Source organism: Paenibacillus sp. FSL H7-689 (genome assembly GCF_000517905.1).
GTDB classification, from domain to species: Bacteria; Bacillota; Bacilli; order Paenibacillales; family Paenibacillaceae; genus Paenibacillus; species Paenibacillus amylolyticus.
This window is the reverse complement of record NZ_ASPU01000013.1, coordinates 261,358-280,651: the sequence shown is the minus strand read 5'-3', so window position 1 is coordinate 280,651 and position 19,294 is coordinate 261,358. Positions and strand designations below refer to the sequence as shown.

Sequence of the window (19,294 nt, the reverse complement as noted above, 5' to 3'; positions counted from 1 at the left end):
TCTGTAATTTCTACGAATGTTATCTGTAATTTCTGCGAATTGTTAATTGTAATGTTTGCCGATTTGATATGCTTGCTCAAGCAAGCCTTCGATATGTTCTTTGGATTCTGAAATGGTTTCATAGAGGAATTCGACTCGGGATTCCTGCATTCTCGCATAGCCTGCGATCCCATTATTTAGATAGTTGGAAATCATGTTGTAATAGTCGTATTTATGGAATGAAGCCTCCGTCCCCCCAGCTAGTGCAATCCACAGTGCCTTTTTGGAGTTTGCCTTGTTCAGCAGCCCCATGTTCCATACCTTGTCCAGATAAGCTTTAAGCATGGAGGGAACGTTGTACCACCAGATCGGGAAAACAAATACAATGGCATCAGCCGCAAGCACACGATCCAGCTCTTTGCGAATCACAGGGGCATGCTGTTTATCGGGATTTTGCCAGTCTCGCTCATCTTCTACACGATATAGGGGATCGAATCCGTCATGATATAGATCGAGGATATCGATTTCATGGGAATTCTCCTGCATACCTTCTATAAAACGATTCATCACGGCAAATGTTAGGGAGTCCTGTCTTGGGTGAGTAACGACTAGTTTAACTTTCATGTAGGAGTAACCATCCTTTTTTCTTTTTATTTTGGTTAAACATTCTGACCAATGTTATTATAAGTTTCATGACATCTTCTTGAGAAGTACGCACCTGAGAGTGCTGTAGATACTTTGGGGTTCTTCGGTTACTTTTAATAACGGGTATACATATATGTGAATTATGGGGGAGTACAAGTGGAACAAGAAATGAAAAAATATGAGAGTGGCGTGCAGGCAATGCTGGAACTGGTCGGTGGAAAATGGAGGATTCTTATTCTGCATCAGCTGATATCAGGTAAAAAACGAACAAGCGAACTTCGCAGAGCCATTCCTGGCATTACCCAGAAGGTCTTAACCCAGCAGTTGCGTGAACTGGAAAAGAATGAAATCATCCATCGGATCATTCATCCCCAGATTCCGCCCAAGGTAGAGTATGAGCTGACAGAGTACGGCTTGACACTACAGGACATCATTGACCGCATATGTCTATGGGGAGAGAATCACTTGGACAGAGTATACGGAGATAAAAGCAGAGTGCTTGGAGATCATTTTAGTGACTATATTCCACTTTCAACTTCAACTTGAGCTGGCCGCCAAATTAAAATTAAAACAAAACCGTCCATGTTTTGAAAAGGAGGGTTTTTGTTGTTTTTTGTCCTTTATCAGCGAAACTGATAAATGCTATAAAATCATTGAAATTGACCCTCAACACCCGGTGTGTTAGGTTTTAGAGAGAAGAAATTAAATTAATGTGATGATTTTAGTCGGAATTAAAATCGAAGCAATGCGCGAGGTGGCAAACAGTGGAACTTCAAGTGACAAACAGCCCTTTTAATCAAGAACAAGTTGAACTGCTTAATCGTCTTATTCCTACATTGACCGATGGACAATGTACTTGGTTGAGCGGATATATTGCAGCAATTCAGGCAAGCGCGACAATAGCCGCTCCAGCTAACCTGGTACAGGCTGCACCAACTACAGGTATTGCACCTGTCAGTGCTCCGCCAGTATCCCGGGAAGTTACCGTGCTCTTCGGTTCACAAACCGGGAATTCCAGTGGCCTATCGAAAAAGCTGGCCAAGAAACTTGAAGAGCAAGGTCTTCAGGTAACGTTGTCATCGATGGGAGATTTCAAACCGAACGGACTCAAGAAAATTGAAAATCTTCTCATTATCGTCAGTACGCATGGCGAAGGCGAACCACCAGATAACGCGATTCCGCTGCATGAATTCCTGAACAGCAAACGGGCTCCGAAGCTTGAAGGACTTCGTTACTCGGTGTTGGCTCTGGGAGATACCTCCTATGAGTTCTTTTGTCAGACAGGTAAGGACTTCGATAATCGGTTGCAGGAGTTGGGTGGTACAGCCCTTGTACCGCGTGTGGACTGTGATGTTGATTTTGATGAAGCAGCTGCGGAGTGGATGAATGAAGTACTGGCATCCTTAAGCAGTACATCTGCTGCTGCGAGTACGGTAACCACGGAGGCTGTTACAGCTGCGGTGAGCAGCGGAGAATCCGAATATGATCGTACGAATCCATTTAAGGCTGAAGTGTTGGAGAATCTCAATCTGAATGGCAGAGGATCGGACCGTGAAACACGCCACATTGAGTTGTCTTTGGAAGGCTCCATCCTGGATTACGAGCCAGGTGACAGCCTTGGGGTATTCCCTGAGAACCATCCGCGCCTTGTGGAGGAATTGATTGCAGCCATGGGATGGAATGCCGATGAACGCGTGACCGTGAATAAAAACGGCGATCAGGTATCTGTACACGAAGCGTTGCTGCGTTATTTTGAAATTACAGCTGTGACGAAACCGGTCGTGGAACAACTTGCGAAACTGAATCCTGGGAGTGGCCTAACGGCATTACTTGCAGATGATTCCGAATTCCGTACAGTCATGAATAGCTGTGATCTGCTGGATCTGGTTCAGGATTATAATCTGAAAGGGATTCCTGCCGGAGAATTTGTAGCTGCTCTTCGCAAAATTCCAGCACGTCTGTACTCCATAGCGAGTAGTTCGAAGTCTTTCCCGGATGAAGTTCATCTTACCGTTCGGTCAGTACGTTATGAAGCGCGTGGCAGAGAACGTTATGGTGTATGCTCGGTACATCTGGCTGAACGAATCGAAGCTGGCGACACCTTGCCTGTATATATACAGCATAACCCGAATTTTAAGCTGCCTGAGAACCCGGATACACCGATCATCATGGTTGGCCCAGGTACAGGTGTTGCGCCGTTCAGATCTTTCCTTGGTGAGCGTGAAGAAACAGGAGCAGAGGGCAAGACATGGCTGTTCTACGGAGATCAGCATTTCGCCACGGACTTCTTGTACCAGACGGAATGGCAACGTTGGCTCAAAGATGGTGTGCTCACTAAGATGGATGTAGCCTTTTCACGTGATACGGAACAGAAAGTGTATGTACAACATCGCATGCTGGAACACAGCAAAGAACTGTACCAGTGGCTTCAGGAAGGTGCAAGCGTATATATCTGTGGTGACGAGAACAAAATGGCACATGATGTGCATGCTGCGCTCACCACGATTCTTGAACAAGAAGGCGGTTTATCGCCTGAGCAGGCATCGGAATATCTGACACGGTTACAGCAGGAGAAACGTTATCAGCGGGACGTCTATTAATCACCGGCCCAGCCGGATTGCACCATCCCGCAGAGACGAGAGGAGAAAGCAGCATGGTTTATAATAACTTACTTAACCCACAGCGCACGAATAGCGATGTGGAAGATATAAAGATCAAAAGTGATTACTTGCGCGGAAGTCTGACCGAAACGTTGGCTGATCGTATCACGGGGGCTATTCCAGAGGACGACAACCGTCTGATGAAACACCACGGTAGTTATATGCAGGATGACCGTGACCTGCGTAACGAGCGTCACAAATCCAAGCTGGAGCCTGCATACCAATTCATGTTACGTGTGCGTGCTTCCGGTGGGATTGTAACCCCGGAGCAGTGGTTGATGATGGATCGGGTAGCGCATAAATATGCGAATGAGACGATTCGTCTGACCACACGTCAGTCTTTCCAACTGCATGGCGTACTGAAGTGGGATCTTAAAAACACCATTCGCGAAGTGAACGATTCGTTGTTAAGCACACTGGCTGCATGTGGTGACGTAAACCGTAACGTGATGTGTAACCCGAATCCGAATCAATCTGATGTGCATGCTGAAGTGTATGAGTGGGCATGTCAGGTGAGCAATCATTTGGACCCTCGGACCCGGGCTTATCATGAGCTGTGGCTGGACGGAGAGAAAGTGGTTGATTCCCAGGACTCGGACGAAGAAGTTGAACCAATCTATGGCAAAGTGTATTTGCCACGGAAGTTCAAAATCGGTATTGCTGTACCACCATCCAATGATGTGGACGTCTATTCACAGGATCTTGGCTTTATTGCTATTGTGGAGAACGGCAAGCTGCAAGGCTTCAACGTTTCCGTTGGCGGCGGCATGGGGATGTCTCACGGTGACGCCAAAACCTATCCTCAGGTGTCCAAAGTGATTGGTTTCTGTACGCCGGAGCAAATGATTGATGTGGCAGAGAAAACAGTTATGATTCAGCGTGATTATGGAGATCGTGCAGTTCGTAAACATGCTCGTTTCAAATATACGCTGGACGACCGTGGTGTGGAGTGGTTTGTTGGTGAGCTGACCACCCGTCTGGGATGGAAACTGGATGCGGCACGTCCATATCATTTTGAGACTAACGGAGATCGATATGGTTGGGTAAAAGGTAATAATGGCAGATGGCACTACACGCTGTTCATTCAGAATGGTCGTGTAAAGGATGTTGATGGATATCCTCTCATGACGGGTTTACGTGAAATTGCCAAAGTGCATACGGGTGATTTCCGTCTGACTGCGAACCAAAATCTAATCATCGGTAATATTAGCAGCCAGAAAAAGAAAAAGATTGAAGCACTCATTCAGCAATATAACCTGACCGATGGTGCACATTACTCAGCGCTGCGCAGAAGTTCAATGGCTTGTGTTGCGTTTCCGACCTGCGGCCTTGCGATGGCTGAGTCCGAACGTTACTTGCCGTCCCTGATCGACAAACTGGAGCCTGTACTCGACGAAGCCGGGCTGAGAGACGAAGAAATTGTCATTCGCATGACCGGCTGCCCGAACGGATGCGCAAGACCTATGCTGGCAGAGATTTCATTTATCGGTAAAGCACCAGGGAAATACAATATGTATCTCGGTGGCAGCTTCACTGGACATCGCTTGAATAAGCTGTACAAAGAAAACATTGGTGAAACTGAGATTCTGGACACGTTAACTCCAATGGTGAATCAGTATGCCAAGGAGCGCAATGAAGGGGAACATTTCGGAGACTTTGTCATTCGTGCGGGTTATGTTCCTGAAGTGTTGGATGGTCGACAATTTCACGCTTAATTGACCGAGTAAGATAACTGAAATTAGGACTGATTTAGGGCGGAAGCATTCCTTTATGGGGTGCTTCTTGTCTGCTATATATGGAGTGAATAGAGGTAACGTTAGTTGCTGCTGAGAGATGTATGAGAGGATAAACTGAAGCTAATCTTCAAATGGAGATGGATAATCACCGCAGTTATTCCCATTATTTCGTGTGTATTAACTTGTTGAAGTACGCTCAACAAGATATAATGGCATAGTAGAAAGCAGATTAAATGTTGAAAGTGAGCGGAAACGATATGGGTCGTAAGTGGAATAATATCAAGGAAAAGAAAGCTTCAAAAGATGCAAACACGAGCCGGGTCTACGCTAAATTCGGCGTTGAGATCTATGTAGCTGCCAAGAAGGGCGAACCGGACCCGGAAGCGAACCGTGCACTGAAAGTCGTGCTGGAACGTGCCAAAACGTATAATGTACCCAAAGCCATCATTGATCGTGCGATGGAAAAAGCAAAAGGCAGCGGGGATGAGAACTATGAAGAGTTGCGTTATGAAGGCTTCGGACCGAATGGTGCGATGGTCATCGTTGATGCACTCACCAACAATGTGAATCGTACAGCGCCGGAAGTGCGCTCTGCGTTTAACAAAAACGCTGGCAACATGGGTGTCAGTGGTTCAGTTGCTTACATGTTTGATCCAACAGCGGTTATCGGTATAGAAGGCAAAAACTCCGAGGAAGTACTGGAACTTTTGCTTGAAGCAGATGTGGATGTACGTGATATCGTGGACGAAGACGATGCTGTAATTGTATATGCAGAACCGGATCAATTCCACGCTGTACAAGAAGCATTCAAAGCTGCTGGTATTACTGAGTTCACAGTAGCCGAGCTGACCATGCTTGCGCAAAACCATATTGAACTTCCAGAGGATGCACAAGCTCAGTTCGAGAAACTGATCGATGCGCTTGAGGACCTTGAAGATGTTCAGCAAGTTTACCACAACGTAGAGTTTGTTTAAGATAACGAAACGATATGTGGTTTGATTGTATAAAAAGAGTGTCTGACCAATCTATGGGATTGGACGGACACTCTTTTTTGTTCGTTTACGAGTCAGACTGCAACGTTCCAGGGGACTGCTCTGATTTTTTCGATTTCCCTCCACCGAACTTGAACAATACAATTCCCCCAACAATGACAAGTACACCGAGCAGCTGATTCCACGAAAAAGGAATTTGCTCCAGACCGAGCCATCCCATGGAATCAAACAATAGAGCAAAACTCAGTTGGGATGTTAGCACGATCGAGATGGCATATGTGGGACCAAGTAGCTTCATCCCTTGCACGAGACAGAAGACCACGCCAACGCCGATGGCTCCACTGAGCCAGTACCAGGGTTGCATATGCTGGAAGCTGAATGTATTCTTGCCCTCTACTAGCAGAGAGATGAGGAACGAAGCAATGAATCCGGTGAAAAGCACCATCGTTGTTGTGGACCATGAACCGGTGCGTTCATTGACTTTGCTATTAAAAATCGTTTGCAGACTGACAAGTGCACCTGCCAGTAGTGCAAGCGAAATACCTGTGATTAACATGGTTGTCGAACTCCTTATTCATAAATATTGTGACCTGCTATTTCACGTAGACCCGCTCGATCCTTGATCATAATCAATCCCTGATGTCGCTCGATTAATCCGTCTGCACAGAGCTTCTGGATGACCCGGTTCAGGTGTCGGTAACTGGTGCCGATCAGATTCGCGATGTCGGTCAGATTGAACACGTCCAGCTCTTCATGAACGACGTTGCCCGCTTCTTCTGTTGAGATGGAGAGCAGGTAGCTGACTAGACGAACCTCAACGGGATACATCAGGTTGAAATTGGAAAAGTTCGAGTCAATGTAGAATTTGTGTGAGATGATTTTAAGCAAAAATTTAAGTAAAGGTGCATAATCGCTGGCAAGCTCAGCGAGCCATTGATAATGAATGCGAAGCATCACCACAGGTGACACGGCCTGAACCGTATTAACAATATCGCTTTCACGGACATACTCTATGTCACCGACAACTTCAAGCGGTGTTTTGAAACAAAGCACCAGCGTTTTGTCCTGAGCGGAGGTGGTGAAAATCTTGATTTTACCCTCGACCAGTACGTACAAATATTCGGAAGTTTCCCCTTCACGACAGATCAGTTCACACTTCTCAAAGTGGCATAACGTCATATGTGTACGCAGGGACTCGTGAAATACAGTTTCGAGTTGATATTGCTTCAGATATTGTATTAATTGTTGCTCGTTATGGATCTCTTGCACGCTGTGATTCACCCCCGACGATATGTTTCAATCCTTCTCCAAAAACTATAGTTTCATAATAATGACACCAGTCACCATTAAGGCAATGCCTAGAAATTGCGGCAGTTTCATCTTTTGTTTTACCACGCCGAACCATCCGTTACTATCCACCAGAAAAGTCAGGAACAGCTGAGCAATGAGCAGAGCCGAGATCGTGAATGTAACTCCAATTTGCTGAATTGCTGTCACTTCGCTGAAAATAATGACGGCGCCAAAAGCACCTCCGGCCAGGTACATAGGTTTTACTTGTTTGAGTCCTTGAAGGTTGGTGTCTCTAACAAACATTAGGATCAGCGCCGCTAAGATGAACCCTGTCAGTTGTGTAATCGTAGCGGCTTGCCATGTGCCCATGTCGGTGCTAATCCGAGTATTGGCAACCCCTTGGAGCGTGATACACGCTCCGCCCAGTAATGCAAAAATAATTCCTCTCATATGTACGCTCCTTATTCAATCACTTCGACTTCTATTATTAAATGATAAATTGACTCTGAACGCCAAGGACAAATGTCCTGAGCTTTGAAGTCACAGCATCTAGAGTACTATAAAGAACTCGGTAAATCCAGATGGGGCATGAAAAGATGCGTGGCATATGTGCTCAGTACTCATTTTTCATCATAATCTAACGAACTAGTGACACCTTATTGTACTGATTCGATTGAATTGAGAAATCTAACAAATCTCAGCGACGTTAAATGGGCTATGTTGGGTAGAAATGGGCGGTAAAACAGGGGGAATGGAGGCATAGGGTGTCTACGATTCGTTACTTTTGAAAATCGGCAAATATTCGCTCAATAGAGGGTGTCAGGTTCGTTAGCTATCCAAGAAATGAAACGAGAGTCTGCCCAGCGTCCCCGGAGCATAGAAAGTATCCAAAGCTCCAGGGTAGGATAGGCAATGAAAATTAGAAGCAATCAGCTAGAAGATCCTGATCCTCTCCATACAAATCAAATGATCCTATTAGATCACAGTGTACACAGGCTTCTCGCCTATAAAACGAACAGACAATTCAGGAAAACGTTCTGCCAACCTGTCTGCTAATAGCTTCATTCCCGAAGCCTCGCTCTCTGCATGCCCCATCATGATCAGTGCCTTGGACTTGCCTTGTTGCACGGCATCACGGATATATTCCGGTGTTTCCCATTCGAATCCTTCTCCAGCGATGATGAGATCTAATTGCTCATTCTGAATCAAGGGAATTGTCACATGTCCATTACCACGAAAACCTACCAGTACCGCTGCACGTCTACAGACTATTTCCGCATTGCCTGCAACGCGTACATAATCGATGCCCAGGGAACTTTTCACATGGTGAGCAATAGCTTGGGCGGTGCGTCCTTCCGGAAAAGAAAGGATGTCTGCTTCCGCTAGTCGTTGTTCCACATAAGAGGACCACCCCAAGGCCTGAATCAGTCCTTCGGTAATGCCGTCCGGTTGGAAGCGGTGGATGATATCATGACATCGATAGATGGAAATGCCTGCTTCGTTGATCAAGCTTTTTTTAGTTTCATAAACTGGATCATTGGCTAACCAATCGGTATGACTGTGATGGTTGTAGAAGGGGGATTCATGAGCGATAATTAGATTGGCCCCACGTTGTATGGCATGGTCAATGACATGTTGAGTGGGCATAAAAGTAACAAACACACCTGTGACCGTTTGGTCGGACGAGCCAGTAATCAGCCGATCTACCGTGTTCTCCGGTAACTCTACATGGGCTGTGAGATACTGTATAATGTCTTGAATGGTTATATTCATGAACATAAGTCCTCCAAAATAATAGATTTTATTGTTATTGTATCATTTTGAAGAATAAACAGTAGAATAGAAAGGTCTTGCTTGAAGTGACAAAAGGAGTTATACTGATCAAACATAACGGAATGAACGTTCATTCCTATATAAAGGAGGGATAGCCACATGGCTAAAAGCAGCAAAAAAGATGATATTTTTGCAGCTGCTTTAACGCTTTTTGCCCAGCGGGGATTCGATGCAACAACCATGCCGATGATTGCTGATTCGGCTCAGGTGGGGGCAGGCACTATTTACCGTTATTTTACGAACAAGGAAGTATTGTTGAATGAACTTTTTCAGAAAAGTATCAGGGAGTTTCTTGATGCCTTAAAGCATGGGTTTCCGAATGAGCCGATACCTGTACGAGACCAGTTTCATCATATTTTTCGTGGATTGTTCAAGTTCGCAGAGTCCGACCCGGATCGCCTAAAGTTTATTAATTCTACGGGTAATGCATTGCATTTTCACGATGAAAGCAAGGAAAGTGTCAATGAATTTATGGGGTTTCTGAATGAATGCATACATAAGGGGCAGCAGCAAGGAGCCATTCTTATACTGCCTACAGAAGCTTTAATGAATATAGTTTACGGTGCTTTCATACATTTGTTTGAACACTTTAACAAAGGTCTCCTGGAAGCGACGCCGGAGCTAATGAACCAGCTTGAGGAGTGCCTGTGGAATGCCATTAGAGTCCATTGATTCTATTGGCCTTTTTTACAACATAAACGGAATGAATATTCATTCCTATACTAGACATAAGGTGTGTGAAGATAAATCATGAATAAACTTAGGAATCCCAGAACGATTTCCCTGATTTTTTGGATACTTATTACTCTCGTTTCTGTAGTGGCGATGCCTGATTTTGGTCAACTGGTAAAAGAAAAAGGACAGATTTCAATTCCTGAAACGGCACAAAGCCAGGTTGCTGCGACTATGTTGAAAGATATGGATAAGGATAGCGGGAATACTTATTCCATCATTGCTGTATTTAATAGTGGAGAAGATACACAAGCATTAACGAACCAGCAAAAGACGGAGATCGAATCCGTTTTATCCAACCTGAAAAATCAGAAAAAGCAACTGAATATTGAGACGATCACAAGCCATCTGGATGGTGAAGAGCAAGCCGATCGGCTTATATCCGAGGACCAAACCACGATCCTGACTCAAATCACCGTCACTAAAGATGAGAATATTCCTCTTTCGGAAGTGATTAGTCTATTAAAAGAATCTACAGCCATCCCTGATGTGGATACATATCTGACGGGAGCTGACCTGATCGATGATGATTTTGGTAAATCGATTGAAGACGGTGTGCAGAAAACAGAAATTATCGCGATCATTTTCATCCTCGTTATCCTGATTATTATTTTTAGATCGCCGATCATACCTGTTATTTCACTGCTCACGGTAGGTATATCTTACGTTGTTTCATTAGCTATTGTGGGATATCTTGTAGATTGGTTTAACTTTCCGTTCTCGAACTTTACTCAGATATTTATGGTCGTTATCCTCTTTGGTATTGGGACGGATTATAATATCCTGTTATATACCAGATTCAAGGAGGAACTAAGTAGACAAGATGGCGATGTGATTCTTGCGACCAAAACGACATTTAAAACAGCAGGCAGAACCGTATTGTATAGCGGCATCGCTGTATTCATCGGGTTTCTTGCACTCCTGCTTGCCAAGTTTCAGTTATATCAGGCAACCTCAGCGGTGGCGATCGCAGTAGCGGTTCTCATTATCGTCCTCAATACGTTGAACCCGTTCTTCATGGTTGTCATGGGCAAAAAAATGTTCTGGCCATCGAAAAAATTCGAAGGCCATGCGGACAGCCGACTGTGGGGATTTTTATCCCGCCAATCGGTACGAAGACCTTTCCTGGCAATCATTCTGGTTGCGGTGATTAGTGTTCCTTTATTATTCAGTTACAGTAATCGACTAAGTTATAATGATCTATTTGAAGTCAATAATGACTACAATTCCAAACAGGGGATTAATCTGATTATGGAGCATTATGCACCAGGATTCTCAGCGCCAACAACATTGGTTGTGCAATCCGAGCAGGCAATGGACAATCAGACCTTGCTGAAGGCACTGGATGATCTGACGGATAAGATGTCCAAGGTGGAAGGTGTCTCTGAGATTTACAGTGTCACTCGACCAACTGGAGTCCAAATTAAAGAGTTGTATATTAACGATCAAGCAGAGGAGCTTAATCAGGGTATTGGTAAAGCAAACGATGGTGTAAGCGAAATTAACGAAGGTTTGTCCTCTGCAGCTGGACAGCTTCAATCTTCAAATGATTTAAGTAACGTACAGCTGTTGATTGATGGGACAAGCCGGTTGCAAGTTGGAGTAAATGCATTGGGAGACGCCATGAATCAGGTATCTGATGGTCTGAATAATGGGGAAGAAGGGGCAGAGACGTTGAAAAACGGACTTACTACCCTTAAAGAAAAGGTTGGGGTCCTGTCTAAAGGTGCCAATGATCTGCAAAAAGGGTATAGGCAACTTGAACAGGGATTTGGTTCCTTTAGTGGTACTTTCACAAGCAACAAGACAGCCATTAAGGGAGCGCTTGATGCCTATACTCAGATCGAAGGCAGCATGACCCGTCTAATTGCGACTCATCCTGAGTTACAACAAGAAGAAGATGCCGTACAAGTGATTAATATTTCTCAAGCGGCTCAAACTGAACTGAACGCGTTATACACACAGTTGGACCCGTTGATGCAGCAGTACAATGGGGCTATGGTTTCTTTCAAGGAAGCCAACGAGTCAATGGCTCAAATTAGTGTCGGTCTGACTCAGGTTGCTGTAGGTGTCGGTCAGCTTGAAGACGGTGCTGGCGAGCTATCCAAAGGTTTGGCGACTGGAGCCAATGGAACCCAGCAGATAGCGGGTAAAACATTGGAAGTGAAAGATGGGCTGGGTCAGATTAATGAAGGACAGAGTCAGTTGTTAAGCGTTCTGAACGATTTGCAGGACAAAATGGGTGAGTTGAAATCCGGATTGACCGAAAGTACAAAAGGACTCTCAGATGTGTCGAAGGGGCTTGGTGATGCCGAAGATTATTTGGCCCATCTTGGCCAGTCTGATGTTGCGAAAAGCTTCTACATTCCAGAAGATGTATTAAAAGGAGAGGAGTTTCTAAGTTCGCTCGACATGTATATGTCTTCGGATCGGAAGACAGCGGAAATCTCCATCATTTTGACCGATAATCCATATTCGAAAGAAGCGATGGATGTTGTTCAAAATCTTAACAAGCAGTTGGAAACGGCTTTGGTTGGCACGGATTTGAGTGAGGCGAAAGTGGCACTGGGCGGCATACCGTCACAGAACCTGGATATGAAAGAATTATCCGGAGGTGATCTGAATCGGACGTCCATGATCATGCTGATTGGAATTGGATTGATACTTTTGTTCATTATTCGTTCGTTTTGGCAGACTGTAATCATTATAGGTGCGTTATTCCTGACGTATTATGTGGCCCTTGGTCTGAATGAATTGCTGATGGTTGGCCCGCTTGGCGTTGACTATCTGAGCTGGAACGTTCCTTTCTTCAGTCTGATCATGATTGTTACACTTGGTGTGGACTACAGTATCTTCCTCATGATGAAATATCGTGAGATTGAAGGAGATCCAATTCATAAAATTACGGAAGCTTCCCGTAATATAGGAGGGGTCGTGATCTCCGCGGCAGTAATATTGGGAGGTACCTTCGCCGCACTAATTCCTTCCGGTGTTGTTACGCTGATTGAAGTAGCTATTTCTGTCATCATTGGATTGGTTTTGCTAAGTTTTGTCATGCTTCCAATCTTGCTTCCGGCTCTAATCAGTCTATTACACAAGTTAAAAAACTGGGGTTCGGGGTCCGATCCCATAAACAAATAAACAAATAAATCATCTTTATATCAAACGATTCCTGACAAACATGACGTCAGGGGTCGTTTTTTATTTTTTTATCCTATGAATTATAACTAAGTTATCATAACAATGCGGGAAATAATCTAACGTGAAACAATGACGGATTCATATAGTTTTCTCAAACAAGAATAAGTATACTTACATAGAGTCTTTGTTTGTATTAAATGGAGCTAATTGCAGCGCAAGTAAATCTATTTTAAGGCACAATGAGAATCAGTTGAGGATCAGCATTCATTTGCAACCACAGAACAGATTGTGAAAGGGGATAACTAAGATGACTGCAACAACTATTATGGAACGTCTGAAGAGCGAGACAGCTCATTATCACAGACAAGTAGAACAGAACCCTTATGCAAAAGCCATTATGAATCAAACTGTGACTATAGAAGAATATAGAACATATTTAGAGAAATTTTATGGATTCCTGAAACCGCTGGAGGATCAGGCTGTACAACAGCCTTTCTGGGAAAGTACGGGACTGGATATTGAGATTAGAGGCAAGGCTGGACTGTTGGAGAAAGATTTACGAAATCTGGGTGCCAGTGAAGAGGAAATCAGCCAACTTCCGCTCTGTGAAGAACTGCCGGATATTTCAACACCTGCCCGTTTGTTTGGATACCTGTATGTAATTGAGGGGTCCACGAACGGTGGACAAATCATGACCAAGCGTTTGTCGCATTTCCTGCCCATTGAGGCTGATCGTGGATTGGAATATTTCAATGCTTACGGCTCAGAGACAAGAACAAGATGGAGCGAGTTTACGGGGGTGCTGCAGCAGTCCATCAGTGCTCCAGAAGATCATGACAACATGGTGCATAGTGCATCAGAGACTTTCCGACTATTAGATCAATGGATTAATACGTAGGGCGGACTTTTTTAATATATTAAAAGGAACCTATATAAGTTGAAATAATACATTTACACATAACGGAGAGGACAGAAAAAAGTTAAATAGACATGATGAAAAGAGGGCAGAAATGCCTTCTTTTTTGTGTCCAGGAATGTCTAAATTTCGTCACCGCAGACACAGGACAAGTGATATAATGATCCCTATGGATACACTTGTTCGTATTCTGTCTTGGAGGAGGGTGAGATAACGTTCTATGAAAGACAACTCAAGACAATTGGAATTTATGGAGATAGATCTGAGTGAAGAACCTGAAACAGCAGCGGTTCCGGTTCCTGATCGTTCAACCATTGTGCAGTCTGCACATGATACGATTCAGCATCGTGGAGGCATATTGTCCTCAGAGAAACGTTTTGTAGAGGAAGCAAAGCAGTGGGCAGAGATGGAGGGGGATGTATCCCCGTGGGTTCCCTTTATGAGTTACTGGCCAACGTATGGCGTGATGAATGAAACCCAGCGCAAGTGGTATATGTTTTGGAGGAAGGAAGTACGTCAGGGGAGATACCCGGATACCGATCTGTCCTATCTATTTGTTCATATCTACGAGTTAATTAACGGCATTGGCTGGCAGAATCCTCAGGATGGTTATGATCAATTAAAGCAGCTATGGGTGAACTACCGTGAACGGTTGCCCCAATTAAATATATATATGCAAGAGTGGATGGTCGATTATGTGCTGGTCCATCAGATGGAGATGTCCTTATCCGAGGTCATGGGCCTTTCGGGCGGATACCTGCCAGCAGAGATGCTGGATAGGGAGCTGCAACGCATTTTACAGGATAATGTATCGGATATATCGCTGAATATGCTGCAAAGATACTATGATTACGATATTACGCTCAGTAAATTCTACAGAGATGGCGGCAAAGAAGTGATGGAGCAGTACATCCCGCGGGTCGTGGCCTTGGTTGATTCGTACCTGGAACGTACGCGACAAGTTGGACTGTTGCCTGAGTGTGATCCTAACGATGAACGCACGATGGAGCGCATTCTGTTTCGCAAAGCAGTCTATGATGATTCGATCTATGGAAGATCGGTATCGTTCAGATATACGCCAATAGGTGAACAGGCTGAATTTGTGCAGATGGTTACGCGGATCTATCGATGTACTGAAAATAAACTTCGTGAACTGCTCGGATTCAGAGGCAGATTGCGAGGACAGACTCTTGAACCCGAACTTGCAAATCTGATTGAGCGTTACCTGGACAAGGCTTATGCGATCGAGCAGGCTGAGACTGTGGAGCAACCAATGATTCGTATTGATACAGAGAAATTGGCGTCTTTACAGCAGGAAAGTGAGTACGTGCGATTGGCGCTTACAATTGAGGATGATCACCCTTCTGAAGTGAAGGATGAAGAGGTTAATAGCGCAAATGTTACAAGTAATCCATTCGATGTACTGGAAGCAAGGAATGAGATCACTCCAACTGAAGGTTCCATGGAGTCGGAGCCATCCGCAGAAGAGATTGCAACAGGAGCGCAAGTAGAATCGATTAGGTTGCAGTGGGACGAGTCTGCTGAGGCTGATCTGGATGAAGAATGGCTACTCTTTGCCAAGGAACTCTCCCCTCAGCAGGTGCAAACGATTCATGTTCTACTTGGCGCAAGTCCAGATACGGAGCTGATGCGTCTGGCTGAGCAATATGGAACGATGCCTACGCTTCTGCTGGATGAAATTAATGATGTAGCTATGGAAACGATCGGTGATCTTCTGATTGATGGTGATCGGATTGTTCCTGATTATATAGATGTGTTCGAACATGTGAAGAGGTGATACGCAGTGACAGAACTTAAAATACCAAAGCGGCTGACCACCGCACTTGTAAATTCATTGACAGCTGGTGTTGTCCCGCGCATAGGACTGGAGCAGATTGCTGTTGGTCGGAAACCGGAAGTGGAAGCCATCTTGCGGAATATGGACAATATCGCCGAGGGAGGCGCAGCGTTTAAACTCATTACGGGTCGTTACGGCAGCGGTAAAAGCTTTCTTTTGCAGATGATTCGTAACTATGCGATGGATCGTGATTTCGTTGTGGCGGATGCGGATCTGTCACCTGAGCGACGACTGGTGGGAACCAAAGGCCAGGGACTTGCGACATATCGCGAACTGATGACTCGTCTGTCTACACGCACACGCCCGGATGGGGGAGCGTTGGAGCCGATTTTGCAAAAATGGATCGCAGGGCTGCAACAATCCACGATGCAGAGTCAGAACCTGCGCCCGGATGATCCCGCTTTGCCGCTTGAGGTAGAGAAACAGATTTATGCGGTGACGGGGGAGATGCAGAATCTGGTTCACGGCTTTGATTTTGCCAAAGTACTGGCGTCATACTGGAACGGGTACAAGTTGGCTGATGATGATCGCAAACAGGCGGCCCTTCGCTGGCTTCGAGGAGAATTCGCAACCAAAACGGAAGCGAAAAAAGAGCTGGCTGTTGGCGTTATCATTGATGATGACAACTGGTATGACTACTTCAAACTATGGTCTGAATTCACAGCGCGCATTGGTTACAAAGGATTGTTGTTGTTCATTGATGAAGCGGTGAATCTGTACAAAATTACAAACAGTGTCTCCCGTCAAAGCAACTATGAGAAATTGCTGACCATGTTCAATGATACGATGCAGGGTAAGGCAGAGCACCTGGGCATATTTGTAGGCGGTACGCCGCAATTTGTGGAGGATGAACGGCGTGGATTATACAGCTATGAAGCGCTTCGCTCCAGGCTTATTGATGGTCGTTATGCAGCCAAAGCGTATGCGAATTACACAGGTCCGATCCTGAAGCTGGCGATGTTATCGCATGAAGAGATTCTGATTCTGCTCCAGAAGCTGCGACAGATTCATGCCTTGCATTTTGGATACAGCGCAAGTCTGACGGATGAACAATTGGTTGATTTTATGCAAACGGCGGTGAACCGGCTGGGTGCGGATGAATTGCTGACCACGCGTGAAGTGGTACGAGACTTTATGGATGTTCTGCATACGTTACACCAGAATCCTGAAGTGACTTATACTCAATTACTTGGCGAGCGGGTTGCCAAATCTCAGGAAACGGGTAAAGGGACAGATGCTTCCGCGAATACAGATGATCTGGACGACTTTCTGGCGGAGTTTGAATTATGAGTGATAATCCGTTCTATCGGCTGGCTCCGTTTGTTCAGGAATTTATATATAAAAAAAGATGGGAATCGCTTCGTCCTGCTCAGATTGAGGCCTGCAATATCTGTTTTCATACCCCACATCATATGCTGATTGCGGCGGGAACGGCCTCCGGCAAAACGGAGGCGGCTTTTTTTCCTGCATTGACCGAGCTGTATGAACGGCCTTCCAAGTCGGTTGGTATTTTGTACATTGGACCTCTGAAAGCTCTGATTAATGATCAATTCGAACGTCTTAAGGATCTGTTATCCGAAGGAAATATTCCGGTTTGGCATTGGCACGGGGACGTACCTCAGGCGGAGAAAACAAAACTGATGAAAAATCCGTCTGGTGTGCTCCAGATAACGCCAGAATCGTTGGAAGGTCTGCTCATGAATCGACCGAATGCAATCCCGGCGCTGTTTCATGACTTGCGATATGTCATCATCGATGAGGTGCATGCCTTTATGGGAGCGGATCGGGGCATTCAAGTACTCAGCGAGCTTGCCAGAATCGAGCGCATGGCTGGCTGTGCACCGCGAAGAGTGGGCTTGTCCGCCACACTTAGTGACTATGATGCGGCTACATCTTGGCTTGCTGCGGGAACGCAGCAGGGGGTGGATGTGGTCTCTTCCCCGGGCGGTCGCAAGTTGCGACTGCGGGTGGAACATTTCTCCTTTCCAGATGCACAGGACGAGGAGCAGGCGGAGCAGCTTCATAACGCACGTAAAGCGTACTACGACTTCATCTATGAGAGCACACATCGTAAAAAAGCGCTGATCTTCACCAACAGCCGAACGGATGCTGAAGTCACCATTCTTGAGATGCGGCGGGTCGCGGCTCGCAGGCAAGAGCGTGATGTGTTCCATGTGCATCATGGAAGTATCTCGGCCATGCTGAGGGAAGAAACGGAAGCTGCCCTACGCACAGGATCGGGGCCCGCGGTTGCTGCGGCAACGGTCACGCTTGAACTGGGCATCGATCTGGGCGAACTGGAACGTGTGGTTCAGCTCGGTGCACCGTATAGTGCGTCCAGCTTTGTACAGCGTCTGGGACGTTCAGGGAGACGAGAGGACATGGCATCAGAGATGCTTTTTGTATGTCCGGAGGAAGAGGATGAGGAAGCGCAATTGCCAGCGCGGATGCCGTGGACGTTGATGCGTGCGATTGCTGTTATCGAACTGTATGTAAAAACGAAGTGGGTCGAGCCGCTTGAAGCCCGCAAAATGCCCATAGGTGTGCTCTACCATCAGACGATGAGCATGTTGAAAAGTATGGGGGAGGCGGAGCCGAGAGATCTTGCGGAATCCATCCTTTCGCTGGCGCCATTTGCGTTGATTAGACCTGATCAATATCAGGTATTCCTGAATTACCTCATTGAGACGGATCATCTGCAATGGACAGAGGATCGAACATTGATCATCGGTCTGACAGGTGAGAAAATTGTGAATAATTATCGCTTCTACGCCGTGTTTAAAGACGATGAGGAACATAAAGTACTAAACGGCTCGGAAGAGATTGGTTCGATTACAACCGTGCCCCCACCTGGCTATTGCTTCTCGCTCGCAGGCAAACTGTGGAAAGTGGAAGAGGTCGATCACAAGCACAAGGCTGTGTATGTGAAGTCTGCAAAAGGTAAAGTAGATACATTATGGCTTGGCGCGGGAGGAGATATTCATACGTCGGTCGTACAGAAAATGCGTGAAGTGTTGTCCGACTCGACCATCTATCCCTATCTGTCACCACAAGCCGTCAATCGACTTGAACGGGCGCGCCGCCTAGCTCGTGAAAGCGGACTGTTGAAGCAGGTCGTGATTCCGGCAGGGGGAGATTCGATGTATGTTCTTCCTTGGGTAGGAAGTAAATCATTCCGTACATTGGAGCGCCTGATGAAGCATAATCTGTCCAAGAAACTTGCCTTGCGTTCGGTTGTGCCCATGGAGCCATATTATTTTGTAGTGTCCGGCAAGGTCGACGAACGAACATTGTTAGCCGAGATCATGAGTGAGTGTCGAACGGCTGAAGACGCATCTGCGTTACTGGCTGAAGATGAAGCGCCTTATCTGGGCAAGTATGATGAATTTGTCGCGCCGCCTTTGATCCGTGAGGCTTTTGCTGTGGATGGGTTAGATTTAGATGGATTGAAGGCAGGTTTACAACAAACATTGGAGTGGGACTCCTCAAGCTCCAATCGAACATGACGTTTT

At 45.7% G+C, this 19,294-nt stretch carries 15 protein-coding genes; 10 read left to right on the top strand and 5 right to left on the bottom strand.

The window, feature by feature from the left end:
• Positions 1-42 precede the first annotated feature (42 nt).
• Positions 43-603 (bottom strand): NAD(P)H oxidoreductase, encoded by a 561-nt coding sequence (locus C170_RS08795; RefSeq protein ID WP_036608534.1) that lies wholly within the window; start codon positions 601-603, stop codon positions 43-45.
• Between the two features lie 177 nt (positions 604-780).
• Here C170_RS08795 and C170_RS08790 point away from each other — a divergent pair, with 177 nt between their 5' ends.
• From C170_RS08790 to C170_RS08775, 4 genes are all read left to right on the top strand, one after another.
• Positions 781-1,170 carry a winged helix-turn-helix transcriptional regulator gene (locus C170_RS08790; RefSeq protein WP_280523071.1) on the top strand — a complete coding sequence of 130 codons (390 nt, stop codon included), beginning with the start codon at positions 781-783 and terminating at the stop codon, positions 1,168-1,170.
• A gap of 218 nt (positions 1,171-1,388) precedes the next feature.
• The gene (locus C170_RS08785) at positions 1,389-3,224 is read left to right on the top strand and encodes an assimilatory sulfite reductase (NADPH) flavoprotein subunit (protein ID WP_036608531.1); all 1,836 of its coding nucleotides are present in this window, start codon (positions 1,389-1,391) and stop codon (positions 3,222-3,224) included.
• A 53-nt stretch (positions 3,225-3,277) separates the two neighbouring features.
• Complete coding sequence (cysI, locus tag C170_RS08780) at positions 3,278-4,999, top strand: assimilatory sulfite reductase (NADPH) hemoprotein subunit (RefSeq protein ID WP_036608528.1); 1,722 nt, start codon at positions 3,278-3,280, stop codon at positions 4,997-4,999.
• A 278-nt stretch (positions 5,000-5,277) separates the two neighbouring features.
• A complete protein-coding gene (locus C170_RS08775) occupies positions 5,278-5,994 on the top strand; it encodes a YebC/PmpR family DNA-binding transcriptional regulator (protein ID WP_036608916.1) in 717 nt (238 codons plus the stop codon).
• A gap of 85 nt (positions 5,995-6,079) precedes the next feature.
• Here the strand turns inward: C170_RS08775 and C170_RS08770 are convergent, their stop codons facing one another.
• The 4 genes from C170_RS08770 to C170_RS08755 form a co-directional block, all read right to left on the bottom strand.
• Positions 6,080-6,568: a DMT family transporter gene (locus tag C170_RS08770; protein ID WP_036608524.1), complete on the bottom strand. Its 489-nt coding sequence runs from the start codon at positions 6,566-6,568 to the stop codon at positions 6,080-6,082.
• A gap of 14 nt (positions 6,569-6,582) precedes the next feature.
• Positions 6,583-7,281: a Crp/Fnr family transcriptional regulator gene (locus C170_RS08765; protein WP_036608522.1), complete on the bottom strand. Its 699-nt coding sequence runs from the start codon at positions 7,279-7,281 to the stop codon at positions 6,583-6,585.
• A 45-nt stretch (positions 7,282-7,326) separates the two neighbouring features.
• Positions 7,327-7,752, bottom strand: a complete 426-nt coding sequence (locus C170_RS08760) for a DMT family transporter (RefSeq protein ID WP_036608521.1) — start codon at positions 7,750-7,752, stop codon at positions 7,327-7,329.
• 525 nt (positions 7,753-8,277) lie between these two features.
• Complete coding sequence (locus C170_RS08755) at positions 8,278-9,075, bottom strand: Nif3-like dinuclear metal center hexameric protein (RefSeq protein WP_036608520.1); 798 nt, start codon at positions 9,073-9,075, stop codon at positions 8,278-8,280.
• 159 nt (positions 9,076-9,234) lie between these two features.
• Here C170_RS08755 and C170_RS08750 point away from each other — a divergent pair, with 159 nt between their 5' ends.
• From C170_RS08750 to C170_RS08725, 6 genes are all read left to right on the top strand, one after another.
• Positions 9,235-9,807: a TetR/AcrR family transcriptional regulator gene (locus C170_RS08750; RefSeq protein ID WP_036608519.1), complete on the top strand. Its 573-nt coding sequence runs from the start codon at positions 9,235-9,237 to the stop codon at positions 9,805-9,807.
• 78 nt (positions 9,808-9,885) lie between these two features.
• A complete protein-coding gene (locus C170_RS08745) occupies positions 9,886-13,008 on the top strand; it encodes an MMPL family transporter (RefSeq protein ID WP_036608516.1) in 3,123 nt (1,040 codons plus the stop codon).
• 307 nt (positions 13,009-13,315) lie between these two features.
• Positions 13,316-13,906: a biliverdin-producing heme oxygenase gene (locus C170_RS08740; protein WP_036608514.1), complete on the top strand. Its 591-nt coding sequence runs from the start codon at positions 13,316-13,318 to the stop codon at positions 13,904-13,906.
• A gap of 238 nt (positions 13,907-14,144) precedes the next feature.
• The gene (locus C170_RS08735) at positions 14,145-15,722 is read left to right on the top strand and encodes a TerB N-terminal domain-containing protein (RefSeq protein ID WP_036608512.1); all 1,578 of its coding nucleotides are present in this window, start codon (positions 14,145-14,147) and stop codon (positions 15,720-15,722) included.
• Between the two features lie 6 nt (positions 15,723-15,728).
• Entirely contained in the window at positions 15,729-17,072 is a 1,344-nt protein-coding gene (locus tag C170_RS08730; RefSeq protein ID WP_036608509.1) for an ATP-binding protein, read from the top strand.
• Positions 17,069-19,288: a DEAD/DEAH box helicase gene (locus C170_RS08725; protein WP_036608507.1), complete on the top strand. Its 2,220-nt coding sequence runs from the start codon at positions 17,069-17,071 to the stop codon at positions 19,286-19,288. Before C170_RS08730 ends, C170_RS08725 begins: the two co-directional genes overlap by 4 nt.
• Positions 19,289-19,294: the final 6 nt, after the last annotated feature.

Excerpts from the sequence above, each read along its gene's own strand:
- C170_RS08795 (WP_036608534.1), bottom strand. The coding sequence starts at position 603 with ATGAAAGTTAAACTAGTCGTTACTCACCCAAGACAGGACTCCCTAACA.
- cysI (WP_036608528.1), top strand. The coding sequence starts at position 3,278 with ATGGTTTATAATAACTTACTTAACCCACAGCGCACGAATAGCGATGTG.
- C170_RS08775 (WP_036608916.1), top strand. The coding sequence starts at position 5,278 with ATGGGTCGTAAGTGGAATAATATCAAGGAAAAGAAAGCTTCAAAAGAT.
- C170_RS08770 (WP_036608524.1), bottom strand. The coding sequence starts at position 6,568 with ATGTTAATCACAGGTATTTCGCTTGCACTACTGGCAGGTGCACTTGTC.
- C170_RS08760 (WP_036608521.1), bottom strand. The coding sequence starts at position 7,752 with ATGAGAGGAATTATTTTTGCATTACTGGGCGGAGCGTGTATCACGCTC.
- C170_RS08755 (WP_036608520.1), bottom strand. The coding sequence starts at position 9,075 with ATGAATATAACCATTCAAGACATTATACAGTATCTCACAGCCCATGTA.
- C170_RS08750 (WP_036608519.1), top strand. The coding sequence starts at position 9,235 with ATGGCTAAAAGCAGCAAAAAAGATGATATTTTTGCAGCTGCTTTAACG.
- C170_RS08745 (WP_036608516.1), top strand. The coding sequence starts at position 9,886 with ATGAATAAACTTAGGAATCCCAGAACGATTTCCCTGATTTTTTGGATA.
- C170_RS08740 (WP_036608514.1), top strand. The coding sequence starts at position 13,316 with ATGACTGCAACAACTATTATGGAACGTCTGAAGAGCGAGACAGCTCAT.
- C170_RS08735 (WP_036608512.1), top strand. The coding sequence starts at position 14,145 with ATGAAAGACAACTCAAGACAATTGGAATTTATGGAGATAGATCTGAGT.
- C170_RS08725 (WP_036608507.1), top strand. The coding sequence starts at position 17,069 with ATGAGTGATAATCCGTTCTATCGGCTGGCTCCGTTTGTTCAGGAATTT.